This window comes from Paenibacillus sp. B-A-8 (assembly GCF_048572915.1).
GTDB lineage: Bacteria > Bacillota > Bacilli > Paenibacillales > Paenibacillaceae > Paenibacillus_AQ.
In genome coordinates this window covers 2,881,218-2,896,550 of the sequence record NZ_CP183882.1, presented here as the reverse complement: position 1 = coordinate 2,896,550, position 15,333 = coordinate 2,881,218, and the positions used below count along the sequence as shown (strand labels likewise).

The window sequence follows — 15,333 nt, the reverse complement described above, 5'->3', positions numbered from 1 at the left end:
GTCCTTACGGAATCGCCCCAATATAATGTCTTATTGAATAATATTGTTAGCTTGATCGGCTACTTCTGCTTTCATTGCATCTGTTACTTCTATGCCTTGTGCAGCAGCAGCTTTGAGGTTTAGGATAAGATCGAGTTTTTCTTGCATTGTTACTTTCATATCTCCTGGTTTTTTACCATTTTTCAGAATATCCACTGCCATTTGTCCAACTTGGTAACCATGATCGAAGTATTTGAAGCCCACGGTAGCAAATGCGCCTTTTTCAACGGTATCTCGATCACTGGAGAAGAACGGAATTTTCTTATCATTAGCCGTTTGAATAATGGTATCCACGGCACTCACTACAGTGTTATCCAAAGTAATGTAGAATGCATCTACACGACCAGCAAGTGACTCAGCAGCTTGCTTAACTTCAGAAGTATTCGTGATAGCTGCCTTCACAAGTTCAATACCATGTTTATCCAGCTCTTTCTTGGCAATATCCGCCATAATTACAGCATTCGGTTCACCTTCATTGATAACAATGCCGAGCTTCTTCACATTAGGAAATTGAGTAGCGATGAATTGCATTAATCTATTGATAGCTTCAGGATTCGTATCAGATACACCAGAGACATTGCCACCAGGATGCTCAAGATCAGTAACGATTTTTGCATCGATAGGATCAGTCACCGCTGCGAACAGAATCGGAGTATCCTTACTTGATTTGCTGAGCGCTTGAACAACGGATTGAGCGGAAGGTGTCGCAATCGCCAATACCAAATCATTCGTGTCTGCTGCAATCTTTTGAGCAATTGACAAGTTATTCGCTTGGTCAGCTTGAGCATTCTCAAGATCAACCTTCAAGTTCTCTCCTTCAACAAGTCCTGCATCCTTCAAAGCAGCGAGAATTCCTTCGCGTGTAGCATCAAGTGACGGATGTTCTACATATTGCGAAATTGCGATTTTGTAAGTTTTAGAATCTGCGGTTCCAGCATTTGTTGACGTATTTCCGGTGTTTGTTGCATTGCCTGAGTCTACTGCAGCATTATTGTTACCACAGCCAGCAGCTACCAGCATGAAGCATAAGCTTAAACCCGCCAAAATGTTTCTCTTTTTCATTAAAGTACCCCATTTCATTAGATTATTAACGCGTGCATCAAAGTGAGCGACTCAGCATTATCACTTTTATCAATAAAAGCATTAAAGCATAAGCTTACACGTACCTCACAATAATAATAGAAATCTATTAAACCTATATTATATGGAGGTTGTTTATCCGTCAATCACTTATCCAACTTCCATAGATTACAAATTTCATAGCGCATTACTCACCAATATAGGAAGGACTTGGTTGTGTCTTACAGTGATTGCCTTGAGCCGCATTACATAAAAAAAAGCCCCCTGCACAAACTTAACCTACAGTTTGAATATGGAGCGTGTCATATGCCTGGTAACCACAAAAAAATACTGTCCACTGCTACTGTATTGCTTGCTGTTGTTTTATCAAGTACTGCGTGTAGTTACTCATCACAATCACAAAAACCCAAGATAAACGCTGTAACACCTGATGGCATGCAAGCCTCTAGTTATTATGAAAAGTCATCCATCACAGATGCTCAAGGAAAGTACTGGATTCCACTCAAACCTGCAATTGCTTCACTCGGATATCGAATGAAAGATGATGCTACTCATGGAGGATACACCAAGATTGGCTACAGTGATGTTATGTATATGCTACGTCCTGGCTCTACTCAGGTTTTCTCCTTAGGTGAAAAAATCACACTACCGCAGGCACCTAGACGACAAGAAGGACAAATCTATATCACACCTTTAGCATTATCTAAATTTCTTCAAACGGAAGTGGGTTGGAATCCACAGTCTGGGGAAATCAACATTGCCACACCGACCGATCATGTAAGTATTATAAAATCACCATCTGCTAAAACAAAGAATGGATCTAAACCCATTCGCATCCAAAGTATTTCTGAAGCTGACAAGAAGGAATTAGTTTCTTATGCCAAAAAATTCTTGGGTGTGCCTTATGAATTCGGCACCGGACCTTATGAAGAAACCAAGAAATTTGATTGCTCTTCTTTTACAAGGCATGTATTCAAAAAATTCGGAGTAAACTTACCACGCCTAGCCAAGGATCAAGATAATTTAGGTAATCGCGTTCAACGCAGTGCGCTAGATGTGGGCGATCTGATCTTCTTCACTGTCCCAGGTCGCTTTGAAAGTGACGCTATCCCTGGGCATGTCGGTATTTACATTGGAGATGGGAAATTCATTCACACATGGGGAGATCCCGGGGTTCAGATCAGTGATCTCGACACAGGGTATTGGAGCAACGTAATCCTGCATATGCAGCGCATTCTGTAACCCACATTAACAGCCAAAAGGCCACATATTGAGAAAGCCTGAATCCTCCGTTCTGGAGGGTTCAGGCTTTCTTTGTTGCAACAAAAAGTGGGATTTTTAGTCCCAGTTCTTCCCTTTACCGCTTAAACGTACAAACAGTTTTACAAGCTCTACGATCAATATAATCGCCAATGCTGCAGCAACTACGATTCCCCACTGTGATCCGCTTAAATGCGAGACACCAAACCAATCATTCAGTCCAGGGATGATGATTACCAGCACCAACATTAATGTAGAGATCAGTGATGCCCACAGCATATACCGGTTGCTGAACCAGCCAATCTGAAACAGCGATTTCGTATTGGATCTGACGTTAAACGCATGAGAAATTTGCAGTAATCCTAATGTGGCGAATGCCATCGTAACCGCAATACCCTCATTGTAATGCGTATGTGCCCATTGGTACACGAGCAGTGTAAGCGCAGCCTCTAATATACCCTGGTAGATGATCCCGATTCCCACACCACCAGCAAAGATACTGCTGCTCGCTTTTCGTGGTTTTTTCGACATCAGATCGTCCCCCGCTTTTTCAAGCCCTAGGGCAAGCGCAGGTAGGGTGTCAGTAACAAGATTAATCCACAGAATATGAATCGGCTCGAGAATACGCCAACCGATCATTGTCGCAATGAATAGCGTAAGAACCTCACCAAGATTGGCGGAGAGCAGGAACTGGATTGCCTTACGGATATTGCTATATACTTTCCGTCCTTCTTCAACAGCAACAACTATGGTCGTGAAGTTATCATCTGCGAGCACCATGTCGGAGACGCCCTTAGCCACATCTGTTCCCGTGATTCCCATTCCCACACCGATATCTGATGACTTAAGCGCAGGAGCATCATTCACTCCATCACCAGTCATGGCAACAATCTTTCCTTTTTTTCTCCACGCCTTCACAATCCGGACTTTATGTTCAGGAGATACCCGTGCATAAACCGAATAATCAGTGACTTTCTCAGCAAATTCCTCTTCACTAAATTTATCCAGCTCACTACCAGTTAATACACCTGTTTCATCTTCGATAATCCCTAATCTTTTGGCTATGGCCGCTGCTGTATCTCGATGATCTCCTGTAATCATTACAGGTCTTATCCCTGCTTTTCGACAGATGGCTACCGCATCCCGCACTTCCTCACGCGGCGGATCAATCATACCGACTAAACCGATAAATACTAGTTCTTTCTCTGTAGTATCCGGTGAGATATTGGACGGTAGCTGCTCTTCATCTCTGTAAGCAAATGCCAAAACCCGGAGTGCATCGTTCGCAAGCATTTTATTACTTTCCATGATTTGTCGTGAATGTTCCTCTTTAAAAGGGACGATTTCTCCATCCACAAAGATATGGCTGCATTTGGATAAAAGTACATCTGGAGCACCTTTCGTTAATACACGATAACGCCCATTTTCAACTTCATGAATCGTCGTCATCAGCTTCCGATCGGAGTCAAATGGCAGTTCGTTTTTACGCGGGAATTTCTTTTCTAAATCCCTTTTGTCAGTACCAATACTGAGTGCGTAGTCCACTAATGCAGTTTCCGTGGGATCGCCAATAATCGCTTTACCACTCTTGGTTTGCGGGTCCTTAGCTCCTTCATTCCCTCCAGAATCCTTAGGAGACTTCCCTTCGTCAATACTGGAATCATTACAAAGCGTCATGGCCTGAAGCAGAAGTTCGCCGCCTGGCGTCCCCTCAAGCCCTTCAGCAGCTTCTTTCGTAGTTCCATTGACATGCACTTTTTCGACAGTCATCTTGTTAAGTGTCAATGTACCGGTCTTGTCAGAGCATATAATTTCGGTGCTTCCGAGCGTCTCTACAGCGGGGAGCTTGCGAATGATCGCTTTACGTTTAGCCATCCGCTGTACTCCGAGTGCTAAGATAATGGTAACAATGGCTGGCAGCCCTTCAGGAATCGCCGCTACTGCAAGTGAGATTGAGGTGAGAAGCATATCCAGTAGTTCTCTACCCTCAAATATGCCGACGGCAAAGATGACTACACAAACACCAAGAATAATAAAAGTAAAATATTTTCCTAGTTCGTCCAGTTTCTTTTGCAGCGGTGTGACATCATTCTCTTCTTCCGAGATAAATCCGGCGATCCTGCCGACTTCAGTCTGCATTCCTGTAGATGTGACTACACCAACCGCTCTACCGTAAGTTACATTGCTGCTCATATAAGCCATATTGGTACGATCCCCGATAACAATATCGCTTCCCTCAAGCACACCTACCTTTTTTTCTGAAGGTAATGATTCTCCGGTTAATGCGGCCTCCTCTGTTTTCAAAGAAGCAGCTTCTAACAGCCTAATATCTGCCGGAACCACGTTTCCAGCTTCGAGCAATACGATATCCCCTGGCACGAGGTCCTCACTTTTAATCTCAGAAACCTGACCTCCACGCCGCACCCTGGCATGCGGAGAGGACATACTTTTTAGGGCATCTAAAGCTTGCTCTGCTTTATTTTCCTGAATAACGCCAAGTACCGCATTCAGGACTACTACTAACAAAATAATGATTGTATCTGTCCATTCTCCCAAAACCCCCGACAATACAGCTGCCACGAGCAAAATAAAGATCATGACATTTTTAAACTGCTCAATAAATTTTCCTAACAGTGATTTGGTCTTTGCCTCTTGAAGTACGTTCTTCCCATACTTCTCCTGAAGTTTAGCGGCTTCACCGGAAGACAAGCCATCTTTCCGAGTTTCCAGCCTTTTGAGCACTTCTTCCTCGCTCAGTGTATGAAAAGGAACCTGCCCCTGCGATTTTGGTTCATTTGAATTCAAGACCATTGCCTCCTTCCGGGATTGAGATTCTGGTAAAACCTCTCATATGAGTCTTACCCAAAAAAGGCATGGTGATTCTAGAACGTTATGTACATTTTTAGAAATTCGGTTGTTCAGACTTCAAGCTCTATTACATGTAGCTCCAAACGATTACCTTCATCAATCTGGAACGTAACAAAATAACTGGTCGTTGCTCACAAATCGATGCATCTTTCGAATAGAATGATCATATAGGACTGCGCTAGAAAAAACCGTTAAAATCCCGCGATTTGCTCAAATTTATCCCTGCTGACTTAAACTTGATAATAAAAGATATATTTACTGCGAATTACTTCAATTATCCCCATCAGTTTCTTATTTTCTTTACCTTTTAAAGAATATTTTTCACAAAAAAATTTGGATTCATGTAAAAAGGTATGTTATGCTTTTTATACTACATGCAGTTGGGAGGTGTTATTTTAGTGCAATATATAGCGCGTATGTCTTTACTTTGGCTTCTTCGGATCTTTTTAGTTTTGGGTTTGATTTCCTCATTTCCAATCACTTGGTCTGGAAGCTTAACGACTACAAAACAAGAACATACAACTCCCGAAATTGAACACTATGAACGCAAATCGATACCTCCTGTGCGGACAGCTCCCAAAATCATTCCACAAATTGGAGCTATCAAAATAATTGAACAGTGGGGACAGTACTCCATAGCATTAACCGCAATGCTCCCTTTACTTTCAATTATATTTCGCCCGGTAATTTATAAATTCATGCTTCGACTGCGGCTGTACGTGCTAAAATTCACTTCTCATTTCGTGAATATTACACGTCTACATTTATTGTGATTTCTCTGGGGCTATCTTCTTCTTTGCTTCGGACTGACAATAGATCCACTCACCTTGGGTGGTGAGGCGCTCTGTTACTCTCTCGCAGCAGTCATTGTTACACTAATCAGGTACTTTGTCGCAGGCTTGTTAGCCGGACGCAGTGCCGGTCTCAGCCCGCGTGCTTCATCCTTTATCGGTTTAAATATAGTCTCACAGGCTATTTCTCGATTACTATGGCCAATTTGGATAAAGCAGACGGACTACCGGCTATCCTACAGCCATTTGAGCTATGTATGTACTTATTCTTGCTATCTTCGGACCCCTTCTAACGAAGGAATCTATATGGATTATAAAATATTGGATATAATATTCAAATTCGAGAAACGATATGCTGCAAAAATGTCCAAAAAGACTGACGTAGCATGCATACATGAATAAAGTTGTTTCCCCTGTTAAAGGAGGGAAAAAATTGAAAATCAAGACAAAGCAACATCAACAGCTACGAAACAATTCTATATTACGAGTTCTCACTGTTATTGCGGGAGCACTACTTGCCGCTGTAGGATTAGAATTATTTCTTATACCACATGGGCTTGTGGTTGGAGGAATCACAGGTTTATCAGCATTATTCGCTCATACCACTGAAATGCAGCTTGGATTGTTTCTGTTTTTATTCAATCTCCCTTTTATATTTATGTCTCGAAAACAAGTCAATGTTCGCTTTGCCCTGTATACCGTTTTAGGATTAACTTGCTTGACCATTGCTTCACTTGCTCTTCACCGTTTTCCTGCAGTCATTAGCGATCCTTTACCTGCTGCAATGGCAGGCGGGATCTGTTTAGGGCTTGGTATCGGAATATCTGTCCGATTCGGTGGTTTGAACAAACATGCCAGTGACCAAGGATATTCACTTCTGAGCGGCGGACCGCCAAAGTCAACCGAAATCGTCATCATGATTCTGAACTGTGCTATCTTGCTTATTGCAGGCACCTTATTTGGCTGGGAGCAAGCAATGTACTCCATTCTGGCTTACTTATTAGCCTTCGAAGGTGTGAGATTCTCACTCCGAGGGTTATCCGCTTCTCGCGCTGCATGGATTACCAGCAGTCGTTGTATGGATATCCAAGAAGCGCTCGAAGCTTCACTAGGTCGAGAAGTTGGGCTTGCTGAAGGCTCAGGGGAAAATGGAGAGTTTAGTACATTATTCTGTCTGATCAACAGAATGGAAGAACATCAGTTGCGGACGATCGTCCTTGATTGTGATCCCGACAGCCAAATTGTATTCAAATCAGCTACTGTTGATCAAAGACAGGTTAACCAGCACTAATAACATATAGAGCTATTCGATAAGTTTATCTTCTTTGTTCGAAGACAGCCTTTATTATTCTAAGAGCCGCGTAAGTGAAGAAGCGCTTCCCAATAACCTGAGAAGCGCTTCTTTTTATGTTTTAGGCTGGGTTGGATACCGGATCGGGTTCTCATATACAATTAGGGAAAATCTCCCTATAATTCAGCCATTATTGCTCACCAGATCAATAATTAGGGAATTCCTCCCTATAATTCACCTAATTTGGTGATATTTATAGATATTACTCCGATTTATAGGGAGAAATTCCCTGATTTAATTCATTTTGAGCAATTATCGGCTAATTTCAGGGAGCTTTTCCCTAATTACTCTCAAGACTTTAGCAGCAAAAAAAGAAACTGCCCATAAGTAGCATTCACTACTTTTGAGACAGCTTCTCCTCCTTTAGTAAGCTGGGGATCAACCTCAAATCCACCCTATACTCGTTAGTGACTTTCCTAACGGAACATTCCCCACAAACGGATCAAATGGAAGGTGTTGTTCGGATCAATTTTCTGAGCGATTATAAATTTCACAATTTGGTCTTCCTGCGTCGAGGTCAATTTCTCGCTCAGTACACCTGACGCATTCCGTACCAGCCTGCGGACAACCGCCGGGTCCTGTAACTCCTGTTTCGAGATGCCGTTAATCATATTTTTGATACGATCTTTGACAGTCGAATTTTTCATCTTCAGCTTGATGCGTTCCACGAGCTGAGGGCTAATTCCGAATTGTTGATAACCCAAGTGTAGCACCTCCCGTCATATCCAATCTTTCACAGTATATGAGGCTGAGGTGCTAGATGTGCCTACTTAGTCAATTAATTCCCCTTGGAATATTTGCTCACCTTGTAAATAAAGCCGTAGCGGAGCATATTCAGGAGATGTCCAGAACTTCTCATCCTTAAGCAGTTCAGCCACATCATCACGCGCCTGCTCCAGCACTTCAAAATCAGCCGTCATATCCGCAAGGCGGAACTCTGGTAATCCACTCTGCTTAGTTCCAAAAAAGTCACCAGGACCTCGCAGCTCCAAATCTCTCCGAGAAATCTCAAATCCATCATCTGTATCGGTCATCGCAGTCATTCGTTCACGCCCGATTTCAGATTTCGGATCAGCTACCAGTACGCAATAAGAGGCATGCTGCCCTCTACCAACCCGTCCACGCAGCTGGTGTAGCTGAGATAATCCGAACCGGTCTGCATCCATAATAATCATCAGCGTGGCATTAGGGACGTCTACGCCCACCTCTACAACTGTTGTAGACACTAGGAGCTGCAATTCATTGTTATAGAATGCTCTCATCACTTCATCTTTTTCAGCAGGAGACATTTTCCCATGCAAGAGACCAACTTTATAGTTAGGAAAAGCTTGGCTCATCTGAATATGCAAATCAATTGCATTTTGCACATCCAGTTTTTCCGATTCTTCAATGAGCGGACAGATTAGATAAGCTTGGCGTCCCAGCTCTATTTCACGCTTAATCAGATTCAAGACACGATCCATGAGATCATGCTTGACCCAATAACTGGTTATTGGCACTCGGCCTTTCGGTCTTTCCGATAGAGTAGAAACATCCATATCTCCAAAAACTGAAATCGCAAGTGTACGCGGAATAGGCGTTGCAGTCATCGTAAGTACATCCGGATTATATCCTTTACGCCGCAATACACCTCGCTGGTTTACACCAAACCGATGCTGCTCATCCGTTACTACGAGACCCAGATCACGGAAAAATACATCCTCCTGAATCAAAGCATGCGTACCTACAACGATATCGAGCATCCCCATTTGAAGAGAAGCTAGCAATTCTTTACGTTTCCGTCCAGTTACACTACCCGTCAAGAGTCCAACCGTAATCCCAAACGGCTCAAACATCTTTGTGAGAGAGCGCATATGCTGCTCCGCTAATATCTCAGTAGGCACCATAAGCGCCCCCTGAAAACCGGATCGTACGGTAGCAAAAAGCGCCACGGCCGCTAGCACCGTTTTACCAGAACCCACATCACCTTGTAGCAGACGATTCATACAATATGGCGATCGCAGGTCATGTAAAATCTCCAGCTCCACACGTTTCTGAGCATCTGTAAGCTCAAAAGGTAAGCTGCGAACAAACTGACGAACGGTTGCGTTATCCACAGTATGAACTACACCATCCATCCTACCGCGATTGAGTACCCGGAATGCCTGCATCTTCAACTGGAACAGAAATAACTCCTCATACACCATCCTGCGGCGTCCCTGCTGACCTTCACGTGTGTCCTCTGGCCTATGAATGGTAGCAATCGCCCGTTTACGGGGCATAAAATCATATTGCCGCATAATAGAATGCGGTAGTATTTCGGGAATTAGATCTCCATATTGCTGAAGTGCCTGATTAATGCTTTTCCGGATCCAAGACTGCGTGATCTTGCCACCGACAGAATAAACAGGCTGCAGTGTTCCCGTCTTCCCTTCCCCGCGATCAGGGAATTCATAATCCGTCACTGTAATTTGATTTCGCTTCTGGTCCCATTTACCTGTGAGTACAATTTCTCTCCCCACAGTAAGCTGCTCTCGCACGTAATGACGATTAAACCATGTTGCTGTGAACATCCAAGGCTCCGCAACCATTTTACAACTTAGTCGTGATTTGCCTCCAAAACGCTGCAGCACAGGAATACCGATCACTTTAGCCTCTGTAGTCACTTTATCCCCATGTTTGGTTTCACTCAGCGATCGTGGTCGATAATCCTCGTAACGGAACGGATAATATTCTAACAAATCCTTTACCGTAAAGACGCCAAAGGCGTGAAGCTCGCTTTGCTTTTGAGCACTCACGCCAGTTATGTTTTTTACTTCAATTTGATTTAATGACAGTGTCATATCCATCCCTCATTTTGCAGGCCAAATGAATACAGCTAACGTACCGTTTCCGACATGGCTACCCACGACAGGGCCAACGTTCGTCAGCACTTTCTCTTCTAATGTGAAGTGTCCTGACAGCTCTTGCAAGAACTCTTCACCGGAAGCCGGTTCAGCCGTATGACCCACGGCCACATTGATTTTGTCTACGCCTTGAATATCCTTCTTGAACAGTTCAATCATACGGGCAATTGCCTTCTTACGGCCTCTAACTTTCTCCACTGCATAAATTATTCCTTCTGCATCAATAGACAGGATCGGTTTAATATTAAGAAGCGTTCCCAGAATGGCCGAGGCTTTTCCAATTCTCCCGCCTTTTTGTAAATATTCAAGTGTATCTACCAAGAAGTAAAGCTTGCGCGATTGGCGTAAACTCTCTACAGCTTCAAGAATCTCTTCTGGACTCTTGTCCTCTGCAGCCAATCTGGCGGCTTCCACCACCATAAATCCAAAACCGTAAGAAGCGGAGAGAGAATCAACCACTGTGATTCCTTCTCCCTCTTCCTCCAACATCGATTTAGCTAAAAGTGCAGATTGGTACGTACCGCTCAGTCCTGAAGAAATATGAAACGAAAGAATAGGACTTCCCGGATAACGTACCAGAATATCACGGTACACATTCATGTATTCAACCGGTGAAGGTTGAGAAGTTGTCGGCAACTGTGACGAGCGGGGAAGGCGCTCATAGAACTGCTCCGGAGTCATATCCAGATTGTCCCGGAAAGCCTCTTCGCCGAACATTAAGGTCAAAGGGACGACCTCAATGCCATACGTTTCCGCCATTCCTGGCGGGATATCAGATGTGCTGTCGGTGACGATGATGGTACGATTCATGGATTATCTCCCCCATACTATAATTTTGCCAACTACGTAATTAACAGGTTGCCCTTGATCAATTATAGAGCCCTCAGCAACTATCTATGGCTCTACGGAGAAAAGATAATAATAAAGGGGTTGGCCACCCTCATGAATCTCTACTTCCACATTAGGGTAAGTCGCTTCCAGCCACTCACTTAATGAATCTGTGACCTCAGAATCGGTCTCAGCTCCAATAAGGATCGTAACAATTTCATCACCATTCTCAAGCATATTGGACAGCAGTGCCTGACTTGCAGCCAAGAGATCATCTGCGGCCGCGACAATTTTGGAGTTAGAAATTCCGATAAATTGTCCGGATTTAATCTCCAGATCATCGAAGCTTGTGTCACGGACAGCATTCGTTACTTGTCCAGATTTAACATGAGTAATTGCTTCTAGCATATTCCCTGAATTAGTCTCCACGGAATCCTCTTCTTGGAATGCGAAGGCTGCAGCAATGCCTTGAGGAATGCTTTTACTTGGAATAACTGTAATCTCACGTTCGCCCTCCAAGAGATCTTTAGCTTGCTGAGCGGCAAGCACAATGTTGGAGTTATTCGGAAGAATGTACACATGCTTTGCAGATATAGAAGAAATCGCGTTCACGAAATCCTCTGTACTAGGATTCATAGTCTGACCTCCAGCAAGGACAACGTCCACACCGAGGCTCTTGAAAATATCGGCAATCCCAGCGCCTGAAGATACTGCGATGAAGCCGTAAGGGGCTAAATCATCTGCTGGTGGTTCAGCTGGAGATGAATGTACTCGACTCTTCTCATCCGGCATATCAGCAAAAACATCTGGCATAGGTGCAATATCCATGCCTGCGGTTAGCAAGTCACGGTGTTGCTCACGCATGTTAAGAATGTGAATCTGCGTAATCTCCCCATAGAGGAGTGCCAGATTCAAGACTTCACCTGGAGACTTGGAATGCACATGCACTTTAATCGTTTCATCGTCCGAAATTACAATGATGGAATCACCATTTACTGACAACGCTTTCCTAAAGGTTTCCTCATCAAAATCCGTTCTCACGTTGCCGCCTAACTGACGATTAATGAAGAACTCCATATCATATAGAAATTCTATGTCCTCTGTAGAAAGCTGAGATTGCGCAGAAGACTGTACAGAAGACAGTTCACTTTCAGGTTTCTTTAACACCGGTAAAGATGCTGGCACAACTGGTGCCTGAGGTTGTCCTTTTACAGGTTCAGACACACTGGAGCTTCCGCTCGTTAGATGCTGATGAAACCCTTCATAAATGTAGACCAGACCTTGACCGCCAGAATCTACTACACCGACTTGCTTCAAGACAGGCAATTGTTCAGGTGTATAGGCTAAGGCTTCTTTTGCTTTGGCCAATACCTCTGTCATAAGCTCTGTAACATCCGTGGTTCGGCGAGCAAAGTAGACAGCATGTCTAGCAGCCTCTTTAGCCACTGTAAGAATAGTTCCCTCTACAGGCTTCACAACCGCTTTATAGGCTGCGTCCACTCCGTTTTGCAGTGCAGCAGCGAATTGCTGTGTGTTCAGCTCATCATGTTGAGCTGCAGATCTGCTAAAACCTCTGAACAACTGGGACAAAATAACACCGGAGTTCCCCCGAGCGCCCATTAATAAGCCCTTAGAGAGTACACCTGCACATTGACCAACAGACGTAGTATTATTTTTCTTCAATTCATTCGCACCTGCGGTCATCGTCAAATTCATGTTTGTTCCGGTATCTCCGTCTGGAACCGGAAAAACATTTAGGGAATTGACGTGTTCTGCATGCTGTTGCAGCTTATCCGCTCCAGCCAATACCATAGCGGTAAAATCTGTTCCGTTTATAGAACGCTTACTCAATTGAGAATTCCCCTTCCTAACTTCATGCCTAATCATTCTATGATTAACAGGACATAATGCACTAATTTACATTGTACTATAAGTATTAAAAGAAATAAATGTTTTTGAATCGGTTGACGTAGCAAAATTTGCTGTGATATTATAGATAAGTATTGTTTATGCAGGTGTTAGGAATAAGGAGGTGTAATCTATGTCCCGCAAATGTGCAGTAACAGGCAAGAAACCGAGCAGCGGCAACCACGTGTCTCACGCCAATAACCGCAACCGTCGTTCTTGGGGAGTTAACGTTCAGAAGGTCCGTATCCTCGTGAACGGTAAACCAAAACGCGTGTACGTCAGCACCCGTGCTTTGAAAGCCGGTAAAGTTGAACGCGTTTAGTCTTTTGCAATTTTAAAGACCGAGCGATCACTCATATGAAGCAAAAAGCACCCTTTACATTTGTAAGGTGCTTTTTTTCATGTTTGCTGTTCTGTTTCAAGCTCAACTCTTCTGAAATGTGTTCAAAATCGCTTTAACAAAACCTCCTAAAAACCTAGGCAGCTTAAACGTGTAAAATTTCATAGTTTACCCTCCCATCAATTCATGCCGTACGCAGGAGACTTTCTTCTTGTTCTATCGTTAACGTACTGCAGTCCTCCCTGCCAAAACAAAAAAAGGCTACATAAGATTTCTGCTCATGTAACCATATTTATGCGTCAAGGACTTGGCCTATACCTTTAGTCGTAACAGCCTATTTTTTTAACGAAGTGCCGTCTCCGCTGCTTCACGAATTTCAAGGATGGCTGCAGCACGATCACTCCGGCCAAAAACTGCATTTCCTGCAACCAAAACATCTGCCCCTGCACTGACAACCAATGGCGCTGTAGCTTCCGAAACGCCACCGTCAACTTCAATAAGCAAATTCGGATTGACTTCATTTGCCCATTCTCTAATTTGAGTGATTTTGCGCAATGTGTTAGGAATGAATGCTTGACCTCCAAAGCCTGGATTGACGGTCATCACGAGAACCATATCCACATCCTCAAGCACCTCACGCACCGCTGATGCCGGAGTGCCAGGATTAATAGCTACTCCTGCCTTAAGACCCAATTCCTTGATTTGATGCACCACACGGTGTAAATGAACGCATGCCTCAGCATGTACAGTGATTACACTAGCGCCTGCGGCTGCAAAATCAGAAATATATCGTTCTGGAGACTCAATCATCAAATGAACATCAAGTGGAAGCTTGGTATGTACCGAGACCGCTTTTACGATGGGTGGACCAAGCGTTATATTCGGAACAAAATGACCGTCCATTACATCCACGTGGATCCAATCTCCACCACTGATCTCAGCTTCTGCAACTTCTGAGCCTAAACTTGCGAAATCGGCCGACAATATAGATGGTGCTATTCGTATCATGACTTAGTACCTCCGCTTTTTATCTTTCATTTCATTAAAAAATAATTTGTAATGCTCGTACCGGCTATCGGCGATCTTACCAGCTTTCCATGCCTCGATGACTCGACAGCCTGGTTCATGCTGATGACTGCAACCACGGAATTTACAATCTCCTGCGTAGTTGGCAAATTCACGGAAACAAGTAGAGAGCTCTTCAACACCAAGCTCAAGAAAATCAAGCTGACTAAAACCAGGGGTATCCGCCACAAAGCCGCCCCCGCCAATATCCATCAGTTCTACATGCCGAGTAGTATGACGGCCACGGCCTAGCCGTAGACTGATCTCGCCTGTCTCCAGCTTAAGACCTGGAACAATACGATTCAATAAGGTCGACTTTCCTACCCCAGATTGACCCGCAAATACACTGATGCCGTCCGTAAGTCGCTTTCTTAGTTCATCACTGCCTGCTCCTGTAAGCGAGCTTGTAACCATCACTTCATAACCAATGTCCTCATAGAGCTCTTTAACATACTTAGTAGCTTCACCATCATCATTAGCCAAATCCTGTTTGGTCAGAACAATTAAGGGTTCTAGTCCTGAATGCTCAATATGAACCAGAAACTTGTCCAATAGGTTCAGGTTCATATCAGGCTCCCGCACAGAAAATAGCAGAACGGCAAGACTTACATTCGCTACAGGTGGACGGATTAGCTCAGATTCTCTTGGAAGAAGCTCATCCACCATCCCTTCTCCATGCTCAGTCAGCATATAGATCACGCGATCACCCACAAGGGGAGCGATCCCCTTTTTCTTAAGTATGCCTCTTCCTCTGCATTGGACAGAATCTTCCTCTGCCGCTATTAATCCTTCACGAAGCGGTTTTACGTAATAATACCCGCTTAACGCCTTTACTATTATTCCTTCAGGCATACATAGTGAGCCTTCCTCTCCTGATTTTGCGAAAATGACCCAAGTTTGAAATCCCCGGGTCACTTC

General features: G+C 43.9%; 12 protein-coding genes and 1 pseudogene. 4 read left to right on the top strand and 9 right to left on the bottom strand.

Translation table 11 applies throughout. The annotated features are described in order from the left end of the window. Positions 1 to 30: 30 nt before the first annotated feature. Positions 31 to 1,101 (bottom strand): ABC transporter substrate-binding protein, encoded by a 1,071-nt coding sequence (locus tag ACN6MV_RS12520; protein ID WP_341112273.1) that lies wholly within the window; start codon positions 1,099 to 1,101, stop codon positions 31 to 33. Positions 1,102 to 1,425: 324 nt separating this feature from the next. Between ACN6MV_RS12520 and ACN6MV_RS12515 the strand changes: the two genes are divergently transcribed. Then, on the top strand, positions 1,426 to 2,361 hold the full coding sequence (locus ACN6MV_RS12515) for a C40 family peptidase (protein WP_419886466.1): 936 nt from the start codon (positions 1,426 to 1,428) through the stop codon (positions 2,359 to 2,361). A gap of 96 nt (positions 2,362 to 2,457) precedes the next feature. Here ACN6MV_RS12515 and ACN6MV_RS12510 read toward each other — a convergent pair whose 3' ends face one another. Then, positions 2,458 to 5,184, bottom strand: a complete 2,727-nt coding sequence (locus ACN6MV_RS12510) for a calcium-translocating P-type ATPase, SERCA-type (protein WP_419886465.1) — start codon at positions 5,182 to 5,184, stop codon at positions 2,458 to 2,460. An 834-nt stretch (positions 5,185 to 6,018) separates the two neighbouring features. On the opposite strand from ACN6MV_RS12510, the pseudogene ACN6MV_RS12505 reads away from it, so the two are divergent. Together ACN6MV_RS12505 and ACN6MV_RS12500 are read left to right on the top strand one after the other, a co-directional pair. Next, a pseudogene (locus tag ACN6MV_RS12505) lies at positions 6,019 to 6,440 on the top strand (cation:proton antiporter); the annotation flags it as partial. A gap of 31 nt (positions 6,441 to 6,471) precedes the next feature. Beyond that, complete coding sequence (locus tag ACN6MV_RS12500) at positions 6,472 to 7,329, top strand: YitT family protein (protein WP_419886464.1); 858 nt, start codon at positions 6,472 to 6,474, stop codon at positions 7,327 to 7,329. 476 nt (positions 7,330 to 7,805) lie between these two features. Here the strand turns inward: ACN6MV_RS12500 and ACN6MV_RS12495 are convergent, their stop codons facing one another. The 4 genes from ACN6MV_RS12495 to ACN6MV_RS12480 form a co-directional block, all read right to left on the bottom strand. Continuing rightward, positions 7,806 to 8,093: a stage VI sporulation protein F gene (locus tag ACN6MV_RS12495; protein ID WP_042126904.1), complete on the bottom strand. Its 288-nt coding sequence runs from the start codon at positions 8,091 to 8,093 to the stop codon at positions 7,806 to 7,808. A gap of 66 nt (positions 8,094 to 8,159) precedes the next feature. Continuing rightward, on the bottom strand, positions 8,160 to 10,211 hold the full coding sequence (gene recG, locus ACN6MV_RS12490; RefSeq protein ID WP_042126901.1) for an ATP-dependent DNA helicase RecG: 2,052 nt from the start codon (positions 10,209 to 10,211) through the stop codon (positions 8,160 to 8,162). Between the two features lie 9 nt (positions 10,212 to 10,220). Continuing rightward, positions 10,221 to 11,084, bottom strand: coding sequence for a DegV family protein (locus ACN6MV_RS12485; RefSeq protein WP_419886463.1), 864 nt, complete (start codon positions 11,082 to 11,084; stop codon positions 10,221 to 10,223). Positions 11,085 to 11,168: 84 nt separating this feature from the next. Then, positions 11,169 to 12,953, bottom strand: coding sequence for a DAK2 domain-containing protein (locus tag ACN6MV_RS12480; protein WP_419886462.1), 1,785 nt, complete (start codon positions 12,951 to 12,953; stop codon positions 11,169 to 11,171). A gap of 190 nt (positions 12,954 to 13,143) precedes the next feature. Here ACN6MV_RS12480 and rpmB point away from each other — a divergent pair, with 190 nt between their 5' ends. Continuing rightward, positions 13,144 to 13,332 (top strand): 50S ribosomal protein L28, encoded by a 189-nt coding sequence (gene rpmB / locus ACN6MV_RS12475; RefSeq protein WP_036686205.1) that lies wholly within the window; start codon positions 13,144 to 13,146, stop codon positions 13,330 to 13,332. A gap of 102 nt (positions 13,333 to 13,434) precedes the next feature. Here the strand turns inward: rpmB and spoVM are convergent, their stop codons facing one another. The 3 genes from spoVM to rsgA form a co-directional block, all read right to left on the bottom strand. Continuing rightward, the gene (gene spoVM / locus ACN6MV_RS12470; protein ID WP_020431362.1) at positions 13,435 to 13,515 is read right to left on the bottom strand and encodes a stage V sporulation protein SpoVM; all 81 of its coding nucleotides are present in this window, start codon (positions 13,513 to 13,515) and stop codon (positions 13,435 to 13,437) included. Between the two features lie 177 nt (positions 13,516 to 13,692). Then, positions 13,693 to 14,358 carry a ribulose-phosphate 3-epimerase gene (rpe, locus tag ACN6MV_RS12465; RefSeq protein ID WP_419886461.1) on the bottom strand — a complete coding sequence of 222 codons (666 nt, stop codon included), beginning with the start codon at positions 14,356 to 14,358 and terminating at the stop codon, positions 13,693 to 13,695. Between the two features lie 3 nt (positions 14,359 to 14,361). Beyond that, positions 14,362 to 15,267, bottom strand: a complete 906-nt coding sequence (gene rsgA, locus ACN6MV_RS12460) for a ribosome small subunit-dependent GTPase A (RefSeq protein ID WP_419886460.1) — start codon at positions 15,265 to 15,267, stop codon at positions 14,362 to 14,364. Between the last annotated feature and the right edge of the window lie 66 nt (positions 15,268 to 15,333).

Coding starts and splice junctions, on each gene's coding strand:
- ACN6MV_RS12485 (WP_419886463.1), bottom strand. CDS start 11,084: ATGAATCGTACCATCATCGTCACCGACAGCACATCTGATATCCCGCCA.
- rpmB (WP_036686205.1), top strand. CDS start 13,144: ATGTCCCGCAAATGTGCAGTAACAGGCAAGAAACCGAGCAGCGGCAAC.
- rpe (WP_419886461.1), bottom strand. CDS start 14,358: ATGATACGAATAGCACCATCTATATTGTCGGCCGATTTCGCAAGTTTA.
- ACN6MV_RS12515 (WP_419886466.1), top strand. CDS start 1,426: ATGCCTGGTAACCACAAAAAAATACTGTCCACTGCTACTGTATTGCTT.
- recG (WP_042126901.1), bottom strand. CDS start 10,211: ATGACACTGTCATTAAATCAAATTGAAGTAAAAAACATAACTGGCGTG.
- ACN6MV_RS12520 (WP_341112273.1), bottom strand. CDS start 1,101: ATGAAAAAGAGAAACATTTTGGCGGGTTTAAGCTTATGCTTCATGCTG.
- spoVM (WP_020431362.1), bottom strand. CDS start 13,515: ATGAAATTTTACACGTTTAAGCTGCCTAGGTTTTTAGGAGGTTTTGTT.
- rsgA (WP_419886460.1), bottom strand. CDS start 15,267: ATGCCTGAAGGAATAATAGTAAAGGCGTTAAGCGGGTATTATTACGTA.